The following is a 22838-nucleotide window of genomic DNA, read 5'->3' on the forward strand; positions in this document are numbered from 1 at the left end:
CGCAGGTGGTGGCGTTAAGAGGGCGCAAAGATTCGGGTGCTGTTCGGACGGACGCGTTGGCTGCCGGATGTGTCGATATCGTTCAAGCGGTTGATTGTGGGCCGCCCGCTGAGTAGTGACCGCCTGGGTGAGCAGATGCTGCCCAAGCGGATCGCTTTGCCGGTTTTTGCCAGTGACCCGTTGTCGTCGGTGGCCTATGCGACGCAGGAGATCCTGCTCGTGCTGACGCTGGGCGGGCTGGCGTACCTGCATTTGGCGCCGTGGGTGGCTGCGGCGGTGGTGGTGCTGCTGGCCGTGGTGGTGCTGTCGTACCGGCAGGTGGTGCAGGCCTACCCGTCCGGCGGTGGGTCCTACGAGGTGGCCTCGCGCAATCTGGGACCGTGGGCCGGTCTGGTGGTGGCCTCGGCCCTGATGGTGGACTACGTCATGACCGTGGCCGTGTCGGTGGCCGCGGGCGTGGACAACATCATCTCCGCGGTGCCGTCACTGGGCCCTTATCGGGTAGTGGTGAACCTCGGTTTCGTGGCGCTGCTGACCGCGATGAACCTGCGCGGGGTACGCGAGTCGGGGCGGCTGTTCGCGGTGCCGACCTATCTGTTCATCGCCGGTGTGCTGGCCATGGTCGCGATCGGGCTGCTCCAGACGGCGTTCGGTCACGCGCCGGTGGCCGAGAGCGCCGGGTGGCAGGTCCACGCGGAGCCGGGACAGCTCGGGCTGACCGGTATGGCACTGGTGCTGCTGACCCTGCGAGCCTTCTCCTCCGGCTGCACGGCGCTGACCGGCGCGGAGGCGATCTCCAACGGAGTGCCGGCGTTCCGGCCGCCCAAGGCGCGCAACGCCGCCACCACTATGGCGGTGATGGGCGGCCTGTCGATCGCCATGTTCGCGGGTATCACGGCGCTGGCCCTGATCGCGGACGTGCGCTACACCGAGGACGCCTGCCAGCTGGTCGGCTTTCCCGGCGACTGTGCGACCGGCAGCCAGCGCACGGTGATCGCCCAGCTCGCCGCGGCGGTGTTCGGCGGCACGGATACGGTGATGTTCTTCTACATCCAGGCCGCGACCGCGCTGATCCTGATCCTGGCGGCCAACACCGCCTTCAACGGCTTCCCGTTGCTGGCGGCGATCCTGGCCGAGCACCGCTACCTGCCGCGCCAGCTGCACACCCGCGGGGACCGGCTGGCGTTCTCCAACGGCATCGTCATCCTGGCAGTGGTCGCAGGCGCCCTGATCTATGCCTTCGACGGGTCGGTGACCCGTCTGATCCAGCTCTACATCCTGGGCGTGTTCACCTCCTTCACCCTCTCCCAGGCCGGCATGGTCCGGCACTGGAACCGGGAACTGGGCGGAACGACCGACCCGGTACGGCGTCGGCGTATCCACCGCTCGCGGGCGATCAACGCGGTCGGCGCCTGCCTTACCGCGCTGGTGCTCATCGTGGTCCTGGTCACCAAGTTCAGCCACGGCGCGTACGTGGTGGTGATCGCCATGCCGGTGCTCTTCGCGATGATGCGCGGCATCCGCCGCCACTACGACCGGGTGGCCCGCGAGCTGCTCCCGCAGCCGGGCGGCATCGTGCTGCCCATCCGCACCCACGCCGTGGTGCTGGTCTCCCAGCTGCACCAGCCGACCCTGCGCGCGCTGGGCTACGCCAAGGCCACCCGCCCGGACACCCTCACCGCGCTGACGGTCGAGATCAGCGAGGAGGAGGTGAGCGCGCTGCGCGCCGAGTGGGAGGAGCGGGAGATCCAGGTTCCGCTGGCGATGATGGCGTCCCCGTACCGTGACATCACCGGATCGGTGCTGGAGTACATCGCCCGCCTGCACCGCGAGCACCCCGAGGATCTGATCGCCGTGTACATCCCCGAATACGTGGTCGGCCACTGGTGGGAGCATCTGCTGCACAACCAGTCCGCGCTGCGACTCAAGGCCCGGCTGCTGTTCCAGCGCGGGGTGATGGTCATCAGCGTGCCGTGGCAGCTGGACTCCAGCGACCGTGCGGCCGAGCAACAGGCGTACGGCTCATCTGGCGCCGGGCCCAAGGTCGGCTAGCGTTTCGATCATGAAGAGTTTGGATCTGCCGCGAGACGGCGGTGAGCGGCGCCGCCACAGGGGCGCGGGCCGTCGGCTGGCCGTGGCCGGCGGGGCCGCGGCGGGCCTGGCGCTCCTCACCGCGGTCCTCGTGCCTGCGAGGGACTCGCTGTCGCTGGCCAGCATCGTGCTGATCTACCTCACCGCGGTGGTCATCGTCGCCGCCACCGGCGGCCTGCTCCTGGCGCTGGCGGCGGCGGTGGCTTCCGATGTCCTGGTCAACTTCTTCTTCGTGCCGCCCTTCCACACCCTGACCGTGGAAAACCGGGACCTGGTCATCACCCTGGCCGTCTACGTGGCGGTCGCAACCACCGTCAGCGTCGCGGTCGACCTGGCCGCCCGGCAGCGCGCCGCCGCCGCCCGCAGCGGCGTCGAAGCCGCGTTGCTGGCCCGGATCACCGAGGCGCCGCTGGAGGAACGGCCCCTGAAAGCGGTGCTGGAACACGTGAGGGACACCTTCGGCATGAGCGGCGCCGCTCTGCTGGAGAGCGACGCCGACGGCGAGCACCCGGTCGCCGTCGTCGGCCAACCGCCGTCGGCCGATCCCGCGTTGTCCGCATCGGCGGGGGAACACCTGCGGCTGGTGGCCGACGGCCCCGAGGTCTTCGCCGCCGACCAGCGCTTCCTCACCCTGCTGGCCACCGCCGCCGCCCGCGCGCTGCAGGCCGAGCGGCTGGCCACCCAGGCCGCCCGCACGCGGGAACTGACCGAGATCGACAGACTGCGGGCCGCCCTGCTGGCCGCCGTCGGCCACGACCTGCGCACCCCGCTCGCCGGGATCAAAGCATCCGTCTCCGTCCTCCGCGAACCCGACCTGCAGCTCACCGAAGCCCAGCAGACCGAGCTCCTGGCCGGCGTGGACGCCTCCGCGGACAAGATGAGCGACCTGGTGGAAAACCTCCTCGCGCTCAGCCGCCTGCAGGCCGGGGCCCTGAGCGTCCACCCGCGCGCCACCGCGCTCGACGAGATCACGGCCGCCGCTCTGCTGCACACCCCAGCGCCTCCCGGCCGCGTCCTCGACGTCGATGTCCCGGACGACCTGCCGCCCGCATGGGCCGACCCCGGACTGCTGGAGCGAGTAGTCGCCAACCTCCTCACCAACGCGCTCCAGGCCGGCCCGCCCGACCAACCGGTCCACCTGCACGCACGACAGGAAGCACACTTGGTCCATCTGAAGGTCATCGACCACGGACCAGGAATCCCCGCCGAGGAGCGGGAACGCACCTTCGCCCCCTTCCAACGCCTGGACGACCACACCACCCACCAGGGCCTCGGCCTGGGCCTGGCCATCGCCCGCGGCTTCACCGAAGCCATGAACGGCACCCTCACCCCCACCGACACCCCCGGCGGCGGCCTGACCATGACCCTCACCCTCCCGGTGGCACCATGACCCGCATCCTCGTCGTCGACGACGACCCACACCTGCTGCGCGCCCTGACCATCGCCCTCAACGCCCGCGGCTACCACACCAGCCCGGCACCGGACGCCACCGCCGCCCTCCAGGCCGCCGCCACCACCGCACCGGACCTGGCCGTCATCGACCTCGGCCTGCCCGACCTCGACGGCATCAACATCATCGAAAGCCTGCGCGGCTGGTCCACCGCCCCGATCATCGTGCTGTCCGCCCGCCACGACGAGACCGCCAAGATCAACGCCCTGGACGCCGGCGCCGACGACTACGTGACCAAACCCTTCGGCATGGGTGAACTCCTCGCCCGCATCCGCGCCGCCCTCCGCCGCGCCGCCCCCGCCGACGAACAACCCCTGATCACCACCGCGGCCTTCACCATCGACCTGGCCGCCAAACGCGTCACCACTGGCGGCGGCGAGATCCGGCTCACCCCCACCGAATGGCACCTGCTGGAAACCCTCGTCCGCAACCCCGGACGCCTGGTCACCCAGCGCCAACTCCTCCACGAGGTATGGGGACCACGCTACGAAAAGGAGACCAATTACCTGCGCGTCCACCTCGCCAACCTCCGTCGCAAACTGGAACCCGTACCCTCCAACCCGCGCTACCTCATCACCGAGCCTGGCATCGGCTACCGCTTCACCCCCGACACCCCCGCCTGACTCCACGGTCGGCACACCCCAACGCCCGACGACCGTCCAGTCGGCCCGTCGCGACGGGTCCCTCAGCGTTGCCAGTTCCTATCGAGAGACGCTGCGGCCGTAGCCGGCGTCGGCCACGATCACCCGCACCCTCGGCTCACCCCTCGGCGGCCAGGAGGCCAGCCGGTCCAGCGGCCCGGGGCCAGCCTGGTCTTGGAGACACGTCCGATCTCGTCGGGCACTCTGGCCGCCTGGCGCCGGTTGTTGTCGGGGTGCTGGTTCTCGAAGGGTGTCGGCCGACGCAGGGACCGTGGAGGATTTGGTGGAAGGTTCCAGCGTAGGGGGCGCACGGTCGTCCCGGCCCGCCACGAACTGGGCCGGGACTGCGCACTTGACTCCAGATGCCCCTCCGCACTCGGAATCCAGAGGGTGCAGACAGTGAGCCCTGCCCCAGCGAGACGTCCGAGATCGTCGACGACGCTCGACGGTCGGCTTCCGGCCGCCGGACGGCCGTCGCTCCATCGGCGCCCCGCCAGGAAAGCCGGGCGGGGTGAGGAACTGGTCGGACGCGACTGCGAGCCAGTCCTACCTCGTGGCCGTAGCGCGGTGCCGTTCGAGGCAGATTTGATGCTGCGTTCGCCTGCGTGTCGAGCCTTGCAGCCCTCCGGGTCGGACTTCGGCGGCTGACCGCCAGAGGCGGCCGGGGCAGGTCAGAGGCCGCCGGTGTTGAGCAGCCGGTTGGGAGTGTCGGAGCGGACGCCGCGCACGACACCACGGGTGGCCGTGCGGTCGAGCCAGACGTGGACTTCGTGAGCCGTGGCGTGGGGGTGTGCCGACAGGTACAGGGCGATCACGCCGGTCGCATGCGGCGCGGCCCAGGACGTCGCGCCCTCGTCCTGCCTGGTCGTACCGCCGCCGGCGAGGGCGGCTGTCACCTTCTGGCCGGGGGCGTACAGGTCCACGCACCGTCCGTACCCCGATCCGTAGGAGCCGCCGTCGCTCCACGCGCGGTCGTTCGAGGTGGAGGCTGCCACGACGATCGTGCCGGGGACGCCGGCGGGGGAGTGCTTGCAGGCGTCGTCATTGAAGTTGCCGGCCGACACCACCGTCGGGATGCCTGCGTCGACCATCTTCTTCACGGCGGACTCCACGGCCGCCGACCGGTGGTCGAAGTTGAGCGACATGTTCACCACCGCAGGCTTCTGGGCGTGCGCGGTGACCCACTTGACCGACTTCACCACGGCCGCCTCGGCCGCCGCCGGGGAACCGCCGCCCCCGCTCTCGCACAGGATGCCCTGAACCCGTACCAGCTTCGCCTTGGGCGCCACCCCGTACTTCGCCCCGCCGATGATGCCCGCGACGAACGTGCCGTGGCCGATGCCGTCCTCGCTGAAGCAGTCACCGGAGTCCTTCGGGCCCACGAAGTCGGCGCCGAGGTGGGCGCGTTTACCGAACTCCTTGTGGGAGATGTCCATCCCGGTGTCGATCACATAGACGTGAACGCCCTTGCCCGTGGCGGTGGTGGTGAACTTCCCGTTCAGCGGCCGCTTCCGCTGGTCCAGAATGTCCAGGTTCCACGGCACGTTCCGGGTGATGGGCGACCCTGCGGTCCGCGCGGTCCCGGACAACTTCTCCACGGTGCCGGGAGACGTCGGTGCCGAGCCGGACGACGCCCCGTCCCCGAAGGGCGCCACGGACTTCCCGTTCCCGTGCGCGGGGAGCGTCCCGCCGGTCCCCCCGGCCGCCGCGCCGGCTTCCCCGCCGCAGGCCGAGGCCCCGAGCACCGTCACCATGGCCACTATCAGCAGACCGGCCTTCGTCACGTTCCGCGTCACAACGTCCCCCACATCCCTGCTTCGTACACAGTCAGCGCACAAGACGACCACAGGGGGCGGGCGGTTCCGGTGGGACGTAGGGGTGGGTCGGTTGACGCGCTCGATTGAATCCTGTCCGGCCGCGCACCATGTGTTATCGGCTGTACTGGATTGCCTCGTGGAGGTGGCGCACGGCTTCGGTCACCGCGCTGTCGGCGAGGTTGCCGTACCCGAGGACGAGCCCGTGGTCGGCGTGGTCGCCGGTGGCGTGGTAGTCGGCGAGGTCGGCGACGCGTAGCGAACGGGAGGCTGCTGCGGCGACCACGGCTTGGGTGTCCACTGTGGCGGGCAGGCGGAGGATGAGGTGGAGGCCGGCTGCGATGCCGGAGACGGGGGCGGTGGGGAGCTGCTGGGCGAGGGCTTGGACGAGTGCGTCGCGGCGGTTGCGATAGCGCCTTCGACAGGCCCTCAGATGGCGGTCGTAGGCGCCCGATTCCAGGAGTGCGGCGAAGGCGAGCTGGTCGAGAGGCGCGGGCTGGGTTGCCGTCTGGTCGGTTCGGTGCAGGTGGTGGGACCAGCGGGGTGGTGCCACGATCCATCCGATGCCGAGCGCGGGGGACAGGGTCTTGCTGAGTGATTTGAACAGGATGACGCGGGACGGGTCCATGCCCTGGACGGCCGCGACCGGGCGTCGGTCGTAGCGGAACTCTGCGTCGTAGTCGTCTTCCAGTACGACGCCGTCCGCCTGGCGGGCCCAGTGCAGCAGGGCGGCGCGGCGTTCGGGGGCGAGCACGGTGCCCAGGGGGAACTGGTGCGCGGGGGCGGTCAGTACCGCCCGGAGGCCGGGGTGTCGGGCGAGGTCCTCTGTGCGCAGGCCGCCGCTGTCCGTGCGCAGCGGCACCGGCTCCAGGCCCGCGGCGCGGATCACCTCACGCAGCCGTGTCCAGCCCGGTTCCTCGCAGCCGACGGCGGTGATGCCTTCGGCTCGCAGGGCGTGGCAGACGCGCCGCACCCCGTCGGTCACGCTGGTGCACACCGTCACGTCCTGTGGCCCTGCCACGACGCCGCGGGAACGGCCCAGGTTCGCGGCCAGCAGCCGCCTGAGGCGGACATGGCCACCGGGCGGCGGGTAACCGAACTCCGTGAACGCCGCGGTGGTCACCTGACCGCGGACGGCGTCGGCCCACTGGCGGCGCGGGAACGCGCGCAGGTCCGGCAGGCCCGGAGCGAGGTCGAAGCGGGCCGGGGGAGCGTCGCGCTGGGCGGGGTGCCGGGCGTCGGCGTCGGGGTTGTTCGACCAGCGCACCCGGGTGGCGGAGCCGGTCTTGGCTTCCAGGTAACCCTCCGCGACGAGCTGGCTGTAGGCCTCGGTCACCGTCCAGCGCGAGCAGCCGAGGTCGGCGGCGAGCTGCCGGCTGGGGGGCAGTGCGGTGCCGACCTCGATACGCCCGTCCCTGATCGCGGAGCGCAGCGCCCGCTTGACCCTCTCGTGCAGCGGTCCGTCGCTGGGCTGACCCAGGTGGAGCAGGAGATCCCCTGCCAGATTGGTCTGTGATACCCGCATGTTATTGGACGGTATCAGCGAGCCATTCCTCGGTAACTTCGGCTCTGTCGGCACAAGGGACAACTGGTCGGCACCGACGCGCACATGAGGGAGAAGACCGTGGCTTTCGTACGGAGCTCACCACCGGCCCAGGCCCATCCGCTGTTCCGCGGTGTGTTCGACCACTGGTACGCCAAGGCCGGCGCCCTGTCGGCGCTGCCGGACGCGCCGGTCGTACCGGACGACGACCGCCGGAGCGGGCCCGCGAGGCGCTGGCTGCGGGCCCGACTCGGGCGGCGCATAGAGGGGACGTAGCCTCTTGGCCCGCGTAGGGCCGAACAGACGTGTAGGGGCGTCTGTCGGCCCCGACTGCGTCACTCGACGGGCACGTCTTCTTGGCCACTTCCGCACTCCACCGGCGGGCGGCCGGGTGCGCTCAGCAGAGGGTGCTGGATCAGCTCGAACCGGTCCGGCGCGGAGGCCAGGATCCGGTGCACCTCGTAGGAGATCGCCGTCTGTCGGTGCTCAGCGGGCTACTGCGCAGCCACCCGCCGGTGCGCGAACAACTGCGCGACAAGTACCCGTACCCGGGCACTACTGCAGACCGCCCGCACGGCGCGCGAAATCACCATCACCGTGGCCGTTACCTCGAGGGTCACCCTCACACCACGCCTGTCCCCGACGTAGACCCGAACCTGCTGATGGTTCGTCATGCCCTACGCACAGACCACAGCGGAGCACTGCCGACGGGAACTCTCCGAATCCGTCGCTCTCGAGAGCCTGTTGAACGTTCTCTGAAAGCTCAGGCCGGTTGGCAGCTTCCGAACGTCACGACGTAGGTTCCCGCTTCGCTCGCGCCGGCGCCGGCCGGGTCGGCCGCGCCTCCCAGGCCCCAGCGCCCGATCTCCCTGAGCGACGGGTCGAGGACGATCTGGCGGTGCCCCCATGTGCTGACGTTCACCCACCAGTTGACGGCCGCCCGTGGTGTGCCCCCGCCGCCCCAGCCGGTGTAGGTGATCTCGTTGACCTTCCAGGACCGAGGGTTCGGACAGTAGCCCGCGGCCTTGATACGACTCACTGGCGTCGAGCCGGTCTGAGGGTTGGTGTGCGAGTCCTTGCCGGGCCCCCACCACTTCAGGCGCACCGCCTGGTCGGTGTGCTGAAACGCCGCGTCCGTCAGGGACTGGTTGTACGTGAGCGCCGGCAGCCCGTGCCGTGCGCGCTCGGCGTTGATGAGACAGACCAGCGCCTGCCGTGTCCCGAGGGTGCCGGTGCCACCTCCTGGGCTCCGGTCGTAGTAGGCCGCCGCACTGTCGCATTCCGAGACGGCCGTGGCCTGCGATGCGGTAGCGGGCACGAGGGTGGCTGAGAGAACGCCGGCCGCGGCGAGAGTCAACGCGGCTCTGCTGTGTGTTGCGTGCCTTCTCACGGTGGTTCGACCTCCCGCGAACAGATGGTTCAAAGCGGTACGGAGAGGGCGACGCAGCGCTACGACGTCGTTTCCCAGCCTGACACCCGGTCTGCCGTGCCGCCACCTGGCACCCTGCGGTTGCGGGTGACCCGCTACGGAAGAGAGCGGGAGGAGAGGTAAACCCCCGAGAGCGGGCGACCTTCCGTATTTACTCAATCGGACGACTGCGAAATGCGGACGGACTCACCGACTCATAGAGTCGGTTCCGTCGGCTTCATCTGGAAAACAGTCGAAAGGATTGAAGAGATGGCGTTTTCCAACGCGGGAACATTGACGTTTCTCGCCGCTGGGCAGCAGGTTCGCTGGAACTATTCATGGGGCTCCGACAGAGGGTTTCAGCAGGCGGGTGCCGACGTCAAGACTCCCAACGCGGGCGGGCAGCACGTAGCGGACGAGCAGGGCAAGTCGCGGTTCAACGACGGGACGGCTGCGTACTTTGTAACCATCGCGAACCGTGGTCCTGGGGGCGCTTGGCACAACCTGCAGGGTGGTGGAGGCGCATGAAGCTGAACGTGCTCATCAACGAGCGTGGGGAACTGGTTGCGGCGACATCTGGGCCGATCGGAATTCCCGAGGATGTGGGAACGGAAGCTTCTAAGGCGGACACCCAGCCGGTGGCATTCATCGTCCCCCTGCAGGGCCAGACTGTTCAAGAGGTCGAGGTTCCGGAGCATCTGATCGATGTCAACAGCACGTCTGAATTCCACAAGTATGTCGTGGAGACATTCAGCCGCTGACCACGGCGCTTCGCCCACCGACATGGCACCTGGTTGGGCGAAGCACCGGTACACCGTCTGCCGCACGGGCCGAACGCCGGCGGGAGCCGCCGCCGGCGTTCGGGGTGCCGGCTGTCCCTGCTGCAGGTATGGCCACAGGCGCGAGGGTGGGGCATGCCGTCGACACCGATACGTCGCCTCCTCCATCGAACGCAGGGGAGTTGGACGAAGTCCCGTGCCGTCGGAGGACTTCGCGGCGGATGTACGACGCCGCCCGCTCTCGCCGACGATCGGAACTTTCGCCGAGCCCCAGAAGGCCAACCTGTACAGCTGCCGGTCCGGTGGATCGGGGGCGCCCGAGTCGTCCATGCGCTCGTGGTGGAGCGCCGACCGGGGCGGCCCGGTCAGTCCTTCGGCCTCGCCGACGCCTTGGCGCAGAGGTACGGACGCGCGAGCAGCAGGCCGGTGGCGGTCGTGGCGATGCCGAAGTAGACCGGCGCGAGGTGGATGAAGTCGGTGTAGTGAATCGCACCGTGCACCACGACAGCCGGCAGGAAGCCGGCGGCCGCCGCAGTGGCCAGGGTCCAGAACACCCAGGCCTCACCCCGCCGCCAGCCCCACGCGCTGAGCAGAGTGATCGCCACCGCGGCGGCCATCAGGGCGCCGCCGAACCCCGCGCGGTCATGCGCGACGAACGGCACAAGCCGGGGGTTCACCACGTCCAGCGTGCGCGCGCTGGTGCCCAGGAAGACCAGGTCGGTCGGCACGAAGACACCGGTCAGACCGACCACCGAGATCACCGCTCCGCCGACGAACAGCCCCGCTCCCGTGACGATCAGCAGCAGTTGGCCGACCAGCGCCCGTCGGCGTTCCGGCTCAGGCCCCTCGGGGGCCAGGCGCCACCTCGGTGCGTGCGGGGTCCGACGGACCGCGGCCACGAACATCGGGAACAGCACGATGGTGGTGGCCGTGTGCAGAGGTTCCACGAAACCGGTGGCCAGGAAGTAGAACAAGGTGGGGAAGCTGATCGCCCCCAAGAGCAGATACACCTCGCGGGCCCAGGGCCGGCCGCGTCTGATCCCGCCCACGGCGAGGCCGGTGTAGAGGGCGCCGATCGCCACCATCGTGCCGGCCATGGTGATCCGGTCGTGCTGGAGGAAGTGCACGAGGTGGTGGTTGGCGCCATGCAGTTCGTGCAGCGTCATGCCGAGGTAGTCGCGGTCGTACCAGAGCAGCACCGGCCCGAGCGTGATCGCCGCGGCGCCGAGTCCGGCGCCCGTCATACCCAGCCCGACGAGCAGCGCCCACCACCAGGCGGGCCAGCGGCGGGGATCGCGGCCGACGTCCCGTAGCCGCGGAGCGGGCGTGGTGGGCGTGGCTGCCTCGGTGACCCGTTGGAACCAGCCGGGTCCGGCCGCGACGAGCACCCCGGGCCGGGCGAGCACGACGGCGCCGGGCTCCTCGAGCGCGGTGGCCGCGGCGGTGACCGATGGGTCGGACACATGGACCACGTGCGGGTCGTCGCTGCTGGTGAACCCGTCGACATGGGGCTTGAGGGCGGCCTCGGTCTCCGGGTCGCAGGCTCGGACAACCAGCGGGATCGAGCGCCCGGCAGCGGCCTTGCGCACGGTCTCCGTGTCGGCCGCCGAGACGGGCGCCACCTCGACGAGACCAGCCCCGAGCGGGGGCATGGCGCGTACCGCTTCGCGGGCGAGCGAGGGCGGGACGGATATGCCGAGGCGGACGGTCACGGGCACGCCTGCGATCTCGCCGGCGAGGCGCTCGGGCGGATGACGGTGGCCGAACCCCCCGGCGATCAGCCGCGCGCCGGCGGGACGGGAGCCGATCGAGGCCAGCAGCCGCAGTGCGGTCCGCTGCGAACGGCGTCGGCCGAGGACGGCAGCGGCCAGGCCGCGCAGCGGGTGGTACGTCCAGTCCGGCATCAGTGGCTCTCGCTCGTCGTCGCGGTCACAGGGTCACCGGGCGCGGTCCAGCCGAGCACCGAAGTCATGGAACGCAGCGTCGCCCGATTCGGCGTCAGCCGGGCGGCCGTGTCGCGAAGAAGCACCGCGGGCGGCCACGACAGCTGGCCGATCGCGCCCAGCCGGGCGGAACGGCGCGTGATGGCCTGTGTCCGCGGACGGCGCAGCAGGTCGTACGAGCGGAGCGCGGCGGCCACCTCCGGGGTGCCGTCGAGACAGTGGGCGAGAGTGACCGCGTCCTCCAGCGCCTGGCATGCGCCCTGGCCCAGATTGGGGGTCATGGCATGGGCCGCGTCGCCCATCAGCGCGACCCGCCCGCGGACGAAGGAGGGCAGCGGCGGCAGGTCGTACAGGTCGTGTCGGAGCACCGTGTCCGCGGGGACGGCGGCCAGGAGGGCGGGGGTGGGATCCGGCCAGGACCCGAACCGGCGCAGCAGCTCGGCGTACTCGGACGAGCCGGAGGCCGCTCCCGCCGGCAGCGACGCGGTCGCGAAGCAGTACATCCGCCCGCCGGGCAGCGCCGTGTAGCCGAACCTCGCCCCACGGCCCCAGGTCGCCGCACCCTCGGAGGGCGGCTCGGCGAGGGGCTCGGTGACCATGCGCCAAGCGGTGTAGCCGGCGTACCGGGGGCCGGCCGCGGCGGGCCACAGGGCGCGGCGGACCGCACTGCGCAGCCCGTCGGCGCCGACCACGAGGTCGGGCCGGGACTCGCCCCCACGGTGATCGACGACAAGGCAGTGTCCTTCGTCGCGGACCGCGGACACCTCACTGCCCGGCCGCAGGCTGTCAGCGGGCAGCGCATCGGTGAGCGCCCGCAACAGATCCGCGCGGTGCAGGACCACCAGGGGATGGCCGAAGCGGCGCGCCAGCTCCGCGTTGTCCGTACGGGACAGCCAACGGCCCTGGCGGTCGCGTACGCCGCCTACGGCCTCGACGGCGCCGAGTGCCCGGACGGCGTCGGCCAGGCCGAGCACCTCGAGCGCGTGCAGCGCGTTCGGCCACAGGGAGATGCCGGCGCCGATCTCGGTGAACTCCGGGGCCCGTTCCAGCACCTCGACACGCCAGCCCCGGCGATGCAGGGCGATGGCCGCCGCGAGCCCGCCGATACCGCCGCCGACGATGGTTGCGGCGCGCTGCGGCATGGGTCCTCGCTCTGAATTCGGGGACGCCGCCCCCGGTCACTTGGCCGTCAATCCGGTGCCCGGGCGGCATGCGACGCGGCGCAGGTCCGGCTGAGCAGCGCCTCATAGCAACATGTCGGCAGGTGCCTGTCAACGTGCCGAGGGGTGGACCCGCAGGTCCGCGCCGTACATGCAGCTCATAAAGACGCGCGGTGGAGCCACTGCTCGACCGCGGAGTGGACGCACTGGTGCTCGCGACGGTCACCAGCCGTGTCCAGCTTCCCGAGCGGCGGCCTGGCGTGCCCGTGGTCCTGCTCAACGGCCGTCAGCCCGGACGGGAGCCACATCTCGGTCCTCCCCGACGAGACGGCGGGCGGCTGGCAGGCGGCGGAGCACCTGATCAGCCTGGGGCACCGCAAAGTGCACCTGTTCGGCGTGCCGACGCACCTTGACGATCCCGCTCGCCTCACCGCTCAGGTGCACCGGCGCATCCAGAGTCTTGCGAAAACGTTCCGGGACGCGGGCATCGAAGCCGTCTCCGTGCCGCACGAGCCCGAGTGCTGGGACGCCGACGCGGGGTTCGACACCGCCTCGCGCGCACTGCGGGACGCGGCACCGGTCCGCGCCGTAGTCGCACTGAACGATGCGATCGCGGCAGGCGCTTACGAGGCGTTCCGATCGGTGGGACTCCGCATCCCCGAGGATAGGTCCGTCGTCTCCTTCGACGACGACATCGTCTCCTTCCTCCGCCCACGTCTGAGCACTGCCGCCCTCCCGTTCGAGGCGATGGGGCGACGCGCGGTCGAGCTCGCGCTGGACGGCGCCGCCGCCCGGTGAGTACCTGGAACCGATGCATCTGCGAGTGCGTGAATCGACCCGTCCCGGAGCGTGAGCCAACCGCCTCCCCGGCTGCATCATCACGGAGAAGCTGATGAACAAGCCCGGGCCTCAATGACGCGGCCACCACCACCGCCCAGCCCCCACCGGGACCAGGCACCGAAGCGACGGCCGTACATAACTTCCCTGGACGCAACCGGTGTTGCTTCCCGCTCTGGGGATCTTTGATGTGTACGCGCATCCAGGACGAGACAATGCCCAACTCACGGTGCAGCTCGCGGTGTTGCTGCGGAGCTTTGACGAGCGGCAGCGGCGGCTGTTGATGGCCGCGGAGGCGCGTGCTCCGGGTCAGGCTTCACCCTACTTCGCCACCGCATCCTCCTCGGATAGCGGCACACTCCGTCACCACCGATGGTGAGACAGGAGCGTTGGCTGGACAGACCAGCTCAGAAAATCTGCACCCGACCCGAGTCGGTGTGAGGCGGGCCTGTCCAGCCAGTACCCCGCGGATACGCATGGTCATGGCTGAACGGACTTGGCGGTCCAGCGGGCGAGTACTCGGTCCGCAGAGGACTTGCGTGGGGCTGTCGGCATCGCCGTGGGGGTGCCGCTGAATCTCGGTGCAGGTGCGGGCTGCGTGACGTCGTCGATGACGATGTGGGTATTGCGTGCCCTGAGGTGGGTGTGTTGCGCCGCCTCGACCGGCGTGAGAACGGGTGCGACGCAGGCGTCGGTTCCCTCGAAACGGGCAGTCCAGTCGGCCATGGTCCGGGACGCGAACGTGGCTTCGAAGATGGACTCCATCTCGCCGTGGCGCTCTACCTCGTCCTGCGCGGGAATGATGTCGGCCACACCGAGTCGATCGACGAGCGTCCGGAAGAACTGCGGTTCCAGGGCACCGACCGCGACCCAACGGTCGTCGAGCGTCCGGTACAGGCGGTAGTACGGTACTCCGCCGTCCAGCATGTTCCTGCCCCGCAGCAGCGAGTGCCTGCCGGACGCACGCAGCCCGGCCGTCATCAGATCCAGATAGGAGGTGCCATCGATGATCGCGGCATCGACCACCTGGCCCTGACCCGTCATCCGGGCTCTCAGGAGAGCCGACAGCACGCCGATGACGAGGAAGGTGGATCCTCCGCCGAAGTCACCGAGCAGGTTGATGGGAAACTGCGGCCTGTCGGCTGTCTGCCCGAGACCGTGCAACACGCCAGTGATCGCGATATACGTGAGGTCGTGACCCGCAGCATGTGCCAGCGGTCCGGTCTGTCCCCACCCTGTCATGCGCCCGTAGACGAGCCGGGGGTTGCGCGCGGAACAGGTGTCCGGGCCCAGGCCCAGGCGCTCGGTGACCCCGGGACGCATCCCTTCGAGGAGGATGTCGGCTTCCTCGATGAGCTGCAGCGCATCCGCTGCTGGCCACGTGCACGGTGGCGGAGGAGATCGCCTACGAGTCCTCGTCGATGGCCGGTGTCTACGACGGCCAGTGCATTCTCGTCCCGCAGACCCTCGCCGCCGCCCAACCGGCCCTACGGAAGCGGCTGATCCCGGAGCTGGTCTCCGGCAGCACCGCCTTCGCCTTCGCCACGTCCGAGCCTGAGACCAGCTCTGATCTGACCGCTCGGAGACTGTCGACCGTGGCCGAGCGCACCGGTTCGGGATACACGGTCAACGGGCGCCAGCGCTGGATCACCAACAGTGTCGTCGCCGGCTGGGCCTCCGTTCTGTGCCGTGACGGCAAGGACGGCGACCGGGCGGTCATGCTGCTGATCGACCTCAAGTCCCCCGGCGTGACGATCGGCCCCCCGGACCTCAAGATGGGTCACCGAGGCCAGATCACGGCCGACATCGTCCTCGACGACGTCGCGGTGCCGGACGAGTGCGTCCTCGGCGCCCCGGGACAGGGCATGCGCGTCGCTCTCGCAGCCCTGGTCCGGGGCCGGATCGGCATCGGGGCCGCCGGCGTCGGCCTTGCCCAGGCGGCGCTCGACCTCGCCGTCGCGCGCCTGCGCACCCGTCACGCCTTCGGCGCCCCGCTGGGCGCCATGCAGCACTGGCAGTACGTCATGGCGGGGCACGCCACCAGCATCGAGTGCGCACGCAGCCTCTACCAGAAAGCTGCAACCCTGCTCGACCGGGGCCACGACGCGGAAGCCGCAGCCGCCATGGCCAAGTCGTACGCGACGAAGGCCGCAGGGGACGTGGTCCGTGACGCCGTTCAGGTCCACGGGGCGCTCGGATTCGTCCGCCAGGTCGGTGCCACGGGCGAGTCGGTGCGTCTTGAAGAGATGTACCGCGACGCCAAGGTTCTGGAGATCTTCGAAGGAGCCAATGAGCTCCAGCAGTGGATCATTTCGCGCCGCCTCATCGGCAGGGACGTCACGGGCTGATCCCGCCTCCTGCGCCGGCCGCGGTGACAGCCGAGGTCAACCGAGCCACCCTTACTGCGGACGCCACGGAGGTCGTGCTGTTCACGGATGCGGGCAACTCACCAGCAACGCCCTCTACCAGCATCTCGGCTACCGCCGGGTCCCGACCGGGCCCCGTATGACTTCACATAATTCGTGGACATGGCAGACGGCTACCCGGCATCGTCCCGACACCGGTCAGGCGCGCGGCGTCGAGTGCACGGTCGTGGGAGGCGCCGTCGTACCCCGCACTTCGAGCGCCGGTGTCGCGAGGACGGTCTCGCTCGGACGGGCCGGGTCCGTGATCCGGTCGAGGAGGTACTGCGCGGCACGGCGACCGACGTCGTGGCTGGCGTTGTCGACCGTGGTGAGCCACAGGTGGCGCAGGCGCGAGAGGTATGTGTTGTCGTACCCGACGAGGGAGAGGTCCCGCGGCACCTGGAGACCCGACTCTTCGGCCGCGGACAGGGCGCCCACGCACGCGATGTCGTTGAAGGCGAAGACGGCGCTCGGCCACTGCGGGGCACTCAGCAGCCTGACCATCGCCCGGTAGTCGCCCTCCTCCGTCACATCGCCCTGTTCCACGGTCGCGAGACCGGCGAGTGCGTGTTCGCGCATGACCGTCTCGAAGCTGCGCCGCCGCAGTTCGCCGACGACGCCCTGTCCAGCGATGTGGGCGATGTTCCGGTGGGGCCTTCACCCTGGAATCGCTGACCGCCCACCTCGGGCGGGCCATCGTCGACAACACGGTCTCCAAGGCTGTCGCGAAGATCACCAGGTGCGACCTCATCGTCGTCGACGACATCGGCATGCTGCCGTCCGGGCAGGCCGCCGCCGAGGCTATCCAGAAGCGCCTCGGCTACCTCAGCCCCATCGAGTTCGAGGAGAAGCACTACGCCGACCAGGCAACGGCCGAACCAGTGAACCTGAAACGACGTCAACCCGCCCTGACCTGCTAGTCAGCCACTCCCGTGCAGCGGGGGAACCTCAGGGGGGAGGTGCGTTCATTCGGTGGGACGCGCCGCGCCCCGTGCCGCTCAGCGTGCGGACCGCCAGGAAGCCGCGGACATGTGGCGGCGTGGCACTGATCCCTCCGGTCGCACCGATGCTCGCCGAAGCCCGGCGGGTCCTGCCCCCGGAGGGTGCTTTGCCCGGCGGGCTGGTCGCAGAGCAGAAGGCCGATGGGTTCCGCGCCCTGGTCTTCGCTCGTCCCGGCAGTGTACTGATCCAGTCGCGCCGGGGATCGGACCTGACCCCCGCCTTCCCGGACATCGCCGCTGCGGCTCTGGCCCTGGGCGAGGTGCTGATCCTGGACGGTGAACTCGTCGTCCCCCACAGGGGCCGGCTGGACTTCCCCGAGCTCCAGCGCCGCGCGCGCCGCCGGGGCCGAAGTGCCGCCGAGGTTGCCGCGCTTCATCCGGCCTACCTGATCGTTTTCGACGTTCTGGAGGCCGCCGGGACCGAGCGGCTGGCCCGGCCCTACCGCGAGCGACGCGCGCTCCTTGAGGACCTGTTCGCCCGCGATGTGCTCGGCGCGCCGTTCACTTTGTGCCCGAACACGACCGACCGCGGCACGGCACGCTGGGCCACCCTCGCCGGCGGGAACTGGTCCGATTACTTGGCAGCGCGACGGGCCGCTCCGTAGGGCTAGGCAGTTGAGCAGGGCGGTGTTCCGAGTCCGCGCTATTGGGGGATGGTGAGCAGGATGCGGCCGTGGCCACCGCCGACGTCGACGCGGTCGTGGGCCTTGGCGATGTCGTCCAGCGGGTGACGGTCGCCGACGGCGACGGTGAGGGCGCCGACGGCGGCTGCGGAGGTGAGGTCGCGGGCGGCCTGGCGCTTGGCCTCGGCGGGGAAGTCGTCGCTGCCGAGCAGCCGCAGGGTGACGTTGTTGAACAGCAGCGGCCAGAAGGGGATCTCGGTGCGGTCCGTGCGGGTGGCGTAGGCGGCGATGACGGCGTTGTTGGCGGCGACGGCGTTGTCGAGATCGGCGTTGTCGGACAGCGCGACCTCGATGATCCGGTCGACGCCCCGCGGCGCGTACGAGCGGATGGCCGCGGCGGGGTCGCCGGTATCCAGGGCGACGGCGTGGGAGACGACGGCCGCGTCGACGCGGTTGAGGTCCGCGGTTCGGCGGACGGTGGCGATCACAGTCGCGCCGGCCCAGTGGGCGAGCTGGGCGGCCAGGGAGCCGACGCCGCCGAGAACTCCGTGGACCAGGACCAGTTGGCCGTCGACCGGGCCGTCGGCGAAGACGGTGCGGTGGGCGGTGATGCCGGGGATGCCGAGGCTCGCCCCCAGCTCATCACTCAGATGATTTGGCAGAGGTACGGCTTGGTGGTCAGGTACGACGGTGTACTGGGCGGCTGTGCCGAAGGGGCGGTAGGACTGGGCGCCGTATACCCAGACCCGCTGTCCGACGCGGCGGGCGTCGACTTGGGCGCCCACGGCGTCGATGACTCCGGCGCCGTCGCTGTGCGGGATCACCCGCGGGAAGGGCATGGACGAGCTGAGCCAGCCGCGCCGTTTCTTGGTGTCGCCGGGGTTGACGCCCGAGACGGTGACGCGGACGCGGACCTCGCCGGGGCCGGGGACGGGATCAGGGAGTTCACCGACGTGCAGGACATCGGCGGCGGGGCCCTGGTCGTCATACCAGGAAGCAAGCATGGGGGTACCTCCGTGGACAGTCAGCTCGCGGGAGCGGCGGGCGCATGCGGATCGCTGTCGGTGCATGCGGTGTCGAATGCGGGCGCCTTCTCCCCGAGGGCCTCGCGCAGCCAGGTCCGTTCGGCGCGGCTGGTGGCGCGGGCGGTGAGCAGCATGCCCCGCCGGTAGGGGTCGGCGATCTCCTCGGCACGCAGGGGCCGCTCATTGTCGTAGAAGAAGCTCGCCGGTTCCTCCAGGAACTCCAGCCGTCTGCGCAGCACCGCGTGCTGTTCGGCCACGTCGGGCAGGTGGGAGAGGAAGGCCAGGACGACGTAGAACCGGGTGAAGTCGGTGATCTCGTGGTCGGCGGGCATGCGCAGGCGTTGAAGCATTTCGGCCCGTCCGGCCGCGGTCAGGCTGAGCACGTACCGGGCCGCCCCCGCGGCCGGGTCGGCGCGCCGCTCGATCAAGCCCGCCCTGGTCAGACGATTGATCGCCGGATACAGGCTGCCGTCACTGACCGGCCGCGTGTAGCCGGTCAGCTGTGAGATGCGGCGGCGCAGCTCGTGTCCAGGCAGGGGTCCCTCGGCGAGGAAGCCGAGTATCGCGAGTTCCAGCATGAGTCCATCTTCGCACGCGAACATCGAATCGATGTGAACATCGATTCGATGTTACGCTCGCAGATACCCGTCCAAACGTCTCTGGAGAGGCACAGCAAGATGCCATCGCAGTCCACCGAGTCAGTGATGAACCGTTTCATCGAGTTCATCAACACGGGCAACGAGGATCTCGCCCGCGAGGTCATTTCTCCGGACGCGGTGTTCCACGCGCCAAGCCACCCGGAACCACTGCGGGGACCCGATGGGTACATGGAAGTCCTCGGGATGATGCGCAGCGCCTTCCCCGACGTCCAGTGGACGCTGGAGGAGACGGTCACCGAAGGCGACACAGTGGCCGCGCGGTTCACCATGCGGGGAACCCACGACGGTGAGTTCTTCGGGATCCCGGCGAGCGGCAACAAGATCTCGGTGCAGGCCATGAACTTCTACTACCTGGCCGACGGCCGGATCCTCGGCGAACGGGGCCAGCCCGACCTCCTCGGGGTGATGCAGCAGATCGGTGCCCTACCGACGCCGTGAACCTCGTAGCGCCGGGTGAGCCTTCTGCCGCGCGGGATGCCGCTGCCGGGAGGGGCCCGTACGACGCGGTGGCAGAGGGCGAAGGCCCGCACCGGAGCGCGGGCGCCGGCGCGGGCTCACCGCAAGAGGCCGGTCTTCTTCTTGATCCGGCGTCTTCGCGCAGACAGCCCCCGTTGCGGCGAGAGCCTTTACACCTTGTCACCGCTGACGTGACCGAGCCGGTACGGAACTGCTCGCTCTACGGCGAATACGGCAACCCTCGAATACCGACAGTCCACAGTGTGCCCAGGTGGCGTCCGAAGCGGTGATCGGCGGTGTCACCGGCACGGTGAAGAACCCGCTCACCCTTCTCCTGGACCGCTACGACGAAGCCGGCGTGCTGCGGCTGGTCGCCCGCAGCACCGCCCTCAACACCGCGACGCGGCGCGAGCTGGGCGAACGCCTGGTGGCCGCCGGGTCCGAACACCCTTGGCACGGGCGGAACTTCAGCGCCAGGTGCGGAACGCACGACGAACTGGAGTACCGCCCGGTCCGGCCGGACACGGTCGCCGAGTTCGTCGCCCACCGCCATCCGGCCACGTCGACCGCCGCCACCGCACTGCCATCGGCGTACGCTCAGGCGCCGGTGGCTGAACTCTTATGCAGTCTGCTCCAGGGCGGTCTTCAGCAGTGCCTCGGCGGCGCGACGGGCATCCTCGAACGCCTCGGCGTCGTTGCACGAAGCCGACAGCGAGTTCGCCCCTTCGTAGATCACGGCCAGCTGCCTGCCCAGGCTCTGCGGGTCAGGGGCACCCGCTTCGGCGGCGGTGGCCACCAGGCGGTCACGGAACGCGGCCGAACCGGTTTTCACAGCCTGGCGGGCGAGACGGACGGGACCGGGCACCGCGGCGCGGGTGCACGACTTGCGGGAGATCGTCAACGCGATCCTCTATGTCAACCGCACCGGCATCCCGTGGGAGTACTTGCCGCACGACTTCCCGCCGTACAAGACCGTCTATGACTACGACGCGAAGTGGGAGACCGACGGCACCACCCAGCGAGTTCACGACCTGTTACGGGACAAGACCCGCCGAGCGCATGGCCGCAATGCGGAGCCGACCGCGGCCGTGGTGGACGCGCAGAGCGTGAAGACCTCGGCGAACGTCGCCGAGACGAGCCAGGGCATCGACGCCGGCAAGAAGATCAAAGACCGCAAGCGGCACCTGATCACGGACACGCTCGGTCCTGTGCGGGCCGTCCTGGTCACCGCCGCGAACGTGCACGACACCACCGGCGGCAAGCTCCTGCCCGACGACCTGGCCGCGGCACATCCTGGTGTGACCCAAGGTCTGGGCCGACGGCGGTTACCAGAACAACATCTTCAACCACGGCGCCCGGCTGGGCATCGATGTCGAGGTGGTGCAGCGGCCACGGGCGAAGGGGTTCGAGCCGCTGCCCAAGCGGTGAATGTTCGAGCGGACCTTCGGCTGGCTGATGCAGCACCGTCGCCTGGCGCGAGACTACGAAGCTCTCCCGCAGAGATCGAGAGCAATGATCCACTGGGCGATGGCTAACACAATGTCCCGCGAACTGACCGGAGAATCCGCACCAACCTGGCGAATCGAAACGGACATCTCTCTCGCAACGGCCTGAACGCTGATCAGATGCTCTCTTAGTGGGCGTTTAGGCATAGTTTCTGGCGATCAGCTCCCTTTGCGGTCAGGGGCTTTGGGATGGTCCGTGCCGGACCTACCGCTTCGCGCCCTTCGACACATCGGCCCGGCCGTCCGTTTGCTCCGCTTCTCAGTCCCGGATTCCGTCTGGTTTAGCGATGGCCTGGAAGCTCCCCATTCATCGGGACCTTCCGGGCATTTCAAGCTGTGCACGTTGACGATGAATGCAAGCAAACCGCATCGAAACAGTAGGTGCGAATCAACATCAAACGCCCACTTAGGCGCCCGGAAGGAGGCCGTACCGCTCGCGCCAGGACGCTGAAACTCAGGCGTAGGGTCTCGAGAGTGACCTGTTGAGTGAGTTGAGGGGATGCCCGTGGCCGAGCTTGTCCGGCAGCAGTACGTGGACGCCCACGTGGGGTTCCACGCCTTCGGGCTTCAGGAAAGCGACGACGCCGACCTGCCGGTTCCGTTCCCGGACGACTTCGACTTCGGCGTCTTTCTCAGCGCGCATCCTGGGCGGCTGGACATCACCAGCGGCGGTCACACGCACACCGCCACTGTCAGTGTCGAAGTGTGGGAGGGGCCGCCGCCCCAGCAGGATCTGACCGGCTGGGATGAGCAGGCCGAAGCTGACTTCACATCCACCAGCGGCGAGGTCGCCGTGTGGTCGATGCACACGGGCCGCACCGACGACCTCATCACGCTGGCTGATTCCGGCGGATCATGGCGGGTGCGTGTCAGCTGCGCGGGCCGCGCCGCCGCTGCGGCTCTGTCAGAGGGCGAGGGCACCGGACACGGTGTAGAGCGCTACCTTGTGCAGTTCTGGCCCGCGCAGTCGTGAACGGCCGGCGGCGGCAACGGGCCGGTGGTGTCACCTCGCAGTGCTGTTCGGCCCTGTGGTGACCGGTGCGGTCGCCCGGTGCTGGATGGGGGTCAGCCCGCCTGGAACCAGGTTCAGATCGCAAGGCCTGTGGGGACCAGGCATACCGGAGCACCCACGAGGAGCAGACGGCTCGCTGCGGACAGCCGGCGGATGCCTGGCGCGAAAGCCAGTGCGGTAAGAGCGCCAGCAGCGCCGGTGACGGTCAGTAAGACTCGCAGAAGGATGCCTCCGACGGGTACCCCCGCCGCCGCGCCCCAGACCGGTGCTCTGCCCACGAGACACGTCAGCCAGGCAAGAGACGCAAAGTCGACCGCCCACACCAAGGCTGCCAACGCGGCGACGACGGTTCGGTCCCCCCCACGAGATTGCTGCTCCGGCTGCCATGGTCCGTAAGGGGTGGCGTATGTGTTGGGGCCTCCACGTGGTCAGTTGAGTAGGAACCCGTGTAGAAATTACGCGCTGCTGCCAGTTTCAGGGCGCAGT

At 69.7% G+C, this 22838-nt stretch carries 21 protein-coding genes and 2 pseudogenes; 13 read left to right on the forward strand and 10 right to left on the reverse strand.

Annotation, left to right across the window (positions count from 1 at the left end):
• Nucleotides 1-60 precede the first annotated feature (60 nt).
• Genes SGFS_RS50880 through SGFS_RS50890 form a run of 3 tightly spaced genes read left to right on the forward strand, consistent with a single transcriptional unit; the run spans nt 61 to nt 4164 of the window.
• Complete coding sequence (locus SGFS_RS50880) at nt 61-2052, forward strand: APC family permease (RefSeq protein ID WP_434028252.1); 1992 nt, start codon at nt 61-63, stop codon at nt 2050-2052.
• A gap of 10 nt (nt 2053-2062) precedes the next feature.
• Nucleotides 2063-3481 carry a sensor histidine kinase gene (locus SGFS_RS50885; protein ID WP_286259673.1) on the forward strand — a complete coding sequence of 473 codons (1419 nt, stop codon included), beginning with the start codon at nt 2063-2065 and terminating at the stop codon, nt 3479-3481.
• Nucleotides 3478-4164: a response regulator gene (locus tag SGFS_RS50890; protein WP_286259675.1), complete on the forward strand. Its 687-nt coding sequence runs from the start codon at nt 3478-3480 to the stop codon at nt 4162-4164. The genes SGFS_RS50885 and SGFS_RS50890 overlap by 4 nt, the downstream gene beginning before the upstream one ends.
• A gap of 689 nt (nt 4165-4853) precedes the next feature.
• Here SGFS_RS50890 and SGFS_RS50895 read toward each other — a convergent pair.
• Entirely contained in the window at nt 4854-5978 is a 1125-nt protein-coding gene (locus SGFS_RS50895) for a S8 family peptidase (protein WP_286259676.1), read from the reverse strand.
• Nucleotides 5979-6111: 133 nt separating this feature from the next.
• A complete protein-coding gene (pdxR, locus tag SGFS_RS50900) occupies nt 6112-7521 on the reverse strand; it encodes a MocR-like pyridoxine biosynthesis transcription factor PdxR (RefSeq protein ID WP_286259678.1) in 1410 nt (469 codons plus the stop codon).
• Between the two features lie 84 nt (nt 7522-7605).
• Here pdxR and SGFS_RS50905 point away from each other — a divergent pair, with 84 nt between their 5' ends.
• Nucleotides 7606-7815 carry a hypothetical protein gene (locus SGFS_RS50905; protein ID WP_286259679.1) on the forward strand — a complete coding sequence of 70 codons (210 nt, stop codon included), beginning with the start codon at nt 7606-7608 and terminating at the stop codon, nt 7813-7815.
• Nucleotides 7816-8302: 487 nt separating this feature from the next.
• On the opposite strand, the gene SGFS_RS50910 is transcribed toward SGFS_RS50905, so the two are convergent.
• Nucleotides 8303-8857 carry a CAP domain-containing protein gene (locus SGFS_RS50910; RefSeq protein WP_286259680.1) on the reverse strand — a complete coding sequence of 185 codons (555 nt, stop codon included), beginning with the start codon at nt 8855-8857 and terminating at the stop codon, nt 8303-8305.
• Between the two features lie 360 nt (nt 8858-9217).
• Here SGFS_RS50910 and SGFS_RS50915 point away from each other — a divergent pair, with 360 nt between their 5' ends.
• Both SGFS_RS50915 and SGFS_RS50920 read left to right on the forward strand, forming a co-directional pair.
• On the forward strand, nt 9218-9475 hold the full coding sequence (locus SGFS_RS50915; protein WP_286259682.1) for a hypothetical protein: 258 nt from the start codon (nt 9218-9220) through the stop codon (nt 9473-9475).
• The gene (locus SGFS_RS50920; RefSeq protein WP_286259684.1) at nt 9472-9708 is read left to right on the forward strand and encodes a hypothetical protein; all 237 of its coding nucleotides are present in this window, start codon (nt 9472-9474) and stop codon (nt 9706-9708) included. Before SGFS_RS50915 ends, SGFS_RS50920 begins: the two co-directional genes overlap by 4 nt.
• A gap of 383 nt (nt 9709-10091) precedes the next feature.
• Here the strand turns inward: SGFS_RS50920 and SGFS_RS50925 are convergent, their stop codons facing one another.
• On the reverse strand, nt 10092-11630 hold the full coding sequence (locus SGFS_RS50925) for a hypothetical protein (RefSeq protein WP_286259685.1): 1539 nt from the start codon (nt 11628-11630) through the stop codon (nt 10092-10094).
• Nucleotides 11630-12811 (reverse strand): FAD-dependent monooxygenase, encoded by a 1182-nt coding sequence (locus SGFS_RS50930; protein WP_286259686.1) that lies wholly within the window; start codon nt 12809-12811, stop codon nt 11630-11632. Before SGFS_RS50930 ends, SGFS_RS50925 begins: the two co-directional genes overlap by 1 nt.
• A 249-nt stretch (nt 12812-13060) precedes the next feature.
• Between SGFS_RS50930 and SGFS_RS50935 the strand changes: the two genes are divergently transcribed.
• Nucleotides 13061-13627, forward strand: coding sequence for a substrate-binding domain-containing protein (locus SGFS_RS50935; RefSeq protein ID WP_286259687.1), 567 nt, complete (start codon nt 13061-13063; stop codon nt 13625-13627).
• Nucleotides 13628-14146: 519 nt separating this feature from the next.
• Here the strand turns inward: SGFS_RS50935 and SGFS_RS50940 are convergent.
• Nucleotides 14147-15028 (reverse strand): CaiB/BaiF CoA transferase family protein, encoded by an 882-nt coding sequence (locus SGFS_RS50940; RefSeq protein ID WP_350284105.1) that lies wholly within the window; start codon nt 15026-15028, stop codon nt 14147-14149.
• Between the two features lie 26 nt (nt 15029-15054).
• On the opposite strand from SGFS_RS50940, the gene SGFS_RS50945 reads away from it, so the two are divergent.
• On the forward strand, nt 15055-16014 hold the full coding sequence (locus SGFS_RS50945; protein ID WP_286259688.1) for an acyl-CoA dehydrogenase family protein: 960 nt from the start codon (nt 15055-15057) through the stop codon (nt 16012-16014).
• A 216-nt stretch (nt 16015-16230) separates the two neighbouring features.
• Here SGFS_RS50945 and SGFS_RS50950 read toward each other — a convergent pair.
• Nucleotides 16231-16722: pseudogene (locus SGFS_RS50950) on the reverse strand (LacI family DNA-binding transcriptional regulator); the annotation flags it as partial.
• 119 nt (nt 16723-16841) lie between these two features.
• On the opposite strand from SGFS_RS50950, the gene SGFS_RS50955 reads away from it, so the two are divergent.
• Nucleotides 16842-16991, forward strand: a complete 150-nt coding sequence (locus SGFS_RS50955; protein WP_286259690.1) for a hypothetical protein — start codon at nt 16842-16844, stop codon at nt 16989-16991.
• 146 nt (nt 16992-17137) lie between these two features.
• Entirely contained in the window at nt 17138-17677 is a 540-nt protein-coding gene (locus tag SGFS_RS50960; RefSeq protein WP_286259691.1) for an ATP-dependent DNA ligase, read from the forward strand.
• A 38-nt stretch (nt 17678-17715) separates the two neighbouring features.
• Here SGFS_RS50960 and SGFS_RS50965 read toward each other — a convergent pair whose 3' ends face one another.
• Both SGFS_RS50965 and SGFS_RS50970 read right to left on the reverse strand, forming a co-directional pair.
• Nucleotides 17716-18699 (reverse strand): NADPH:quinone reductase, encoded by a 984-nt coding sequence (locus tag SGFS_RS50965; RefSeq protein ID WP_286259692.1) that lies wholly within the window; start codon nt 18697-18699, stop codon nt 17716-17718.
• 20 nt (nt 18700-18719) lie between these two features.
• Nucleotides 18720-19298: a PadR family transcriptional regulator gene (locus SGFS_RS50970; protein ID WP_286259693.1), complete on the reverse strand. Its 579-nt coding sequence runs from the start codon at nt 19296-19298 to the stop codon at nt 18720-18722.
• 126 nt (nt 19299-19424) lie between these two features.
• On the opposite strand from SGFS_RS50970, the gene SGFS_RS50975 reads away from it, so the two are divergent.
• The gene (locus SGFS_RS50975; protein WP_286259694.1) at nt 19425-19817 is read left to right on the forward strand and encodes an ester cyclase; all 393 of its coding nucleotides are present in this window, start codon (nt 19425-19427) and stop codon (nt 19815-19817) included.
• A 637-nt stretch (nt 19818-20454) separates the two neighbouring features.
• Here SGFS_RS50975 and SGFS_RS50980 read toward each other — a convergent pair.
• Nucleotides 20455-20736: a hypothetical protein gene (locus SGFS_RS50980; protein ID WP_286260481.1), complete on the reverse strand. Its 282-nt coding sequence runs from the start codon at nt 20734-20736 to the stop codon at nt 20455-20457.
• Between SGFS_RS50980 and SGFS_RS50985 the strand changes: the two are divergent.
• Both SGFS_RS50985 and SGFS_RS50990 read left to right on the forward strand, forming a co-directional pair.
• A pseudogene (locus SGFS_RS50985) lies at nt 20624-21449 on the forward strand (IS5 family transposase). The gene SGFS_RS50980 and the pseudogene SGFS_RS50985 overlap by 113 nt on opposite strands.
• Nucleotides 21450-21839: 390 nt before the next feature.
• Nucleotides 21840-22313, forward strand: coding sequence for a hypothetical protein (locus tag SGFS_RS50990; protein WP_286259696.1), 474 nt, complete (start codon nt 21840-21842; stop codon nt 22311-22313).
• Nucleotides 22314-22838: the final 525 nt, after the last annotated feature.

This window comes from Streptomyces graminofaciens, assembly GCF_030294945.1.
GTDB lineage: Bacteria > Actinomycetota > Actinomycetes > Streptomycetales > Streptomycetaceae > Streptomyces > Streptomyces graminofaciens.

Coding starts and splice junctions, on each gene's coding strand:
- SGFS_RS50975 (WP_286259694.1), top strand. CDS start 19,425: ATGAACCGTTTCATCGAGTTCATCAACACGGGCAACGAGGATCTCGCC.
- SGFS_RS50925 (WP_286259685.1), bottom strand. CDS start 11,630: ATGCCGGACTGGACGTACCACCCGCTGCGCGGCCTGGCCGCTGCCGTC.
- SGFS_RS50920 (WP_286259684.1), top strand. CDS start 9,472: ATGAAGCTGAACGTGCTCATCAACGAGCGTGGGGAACTGGTTGCGGCG.
- SGFS_RS50990 (WP_286259696.1), top strand. CDS start 21,840: ATGCCCGTGGCCGAGCTTGTCCGGCAGCAGTACGTGGACGCCCACGTG.
- SGFS_RS50890 (WP_286259675.1), top strand. CDS start 3,478: ATGACCCGCATCCTCGTCGTCGACGACGACCCACACCTGCTGCGCGCC.
- SGFS_RS50970 (WP_286259693.1), bottom strand. CDS start 19,298: ATGCTGGAACTCGCGATACTCGGCTTCCTCGCCGAGGGACCCCTGCCT.
- SGFS_RS50905 (WP_286259679.1), top strand. CDS start 7,606: ATGAGGGAGAAGACCGTGGCTTTCGTACGGAGCTCACCACCGGCCCAG.
- SGFS_RS50965 (WP_286259692.1), bottom strand. CDS start 18,699: ATGCTTGCTTCCTGGTATGACGACCAGGGCCCCGCCGCCGATGTCCTG.
- SGFS_RS50955 (WP_286259690.1), top strand. CDS start 16,842: ATGCTGCCGTCCGGGCAGGCCGCCGCCGAGGCTATCCAGAAGCGCCTC.
- SGFS_RS50960 (WP_286259691.1), top strand. CDS start 17,138: ATGCTCGCCGAAGCCCGGCGGGTCCTGCCCCCGGAGGGTGCTTTGCCC.
- SGFS_RS50915 (WP_286259682.1), top strand. CDS start 9,218: ATGGCGTTTTCCAACGCGGGAACATTGACGTTTCTCGCCGCTGGGCAG.
- pdxR (WP_286259678.1), bottom strand. CDS start 7,521: ATGCGGGTATCACAGACCAATCTGGCAGGGGATCTCCTGCTCCACCTG.
- SGFS_RS50930 (WP_286259686.1), bottom strand. CDS start 12,811: ATGCCGCAGCGCGCCGCAACCATCGTCGGCGGCGGTATCGGCGGGCTC.
- SGFS_RS50885 (WP_286259673.1), top strand. CDS start 2,063: ATGAAGAGTTTGGATCTGCCGCGAGACGGCGGTGAGCGGCGCCGCCAC.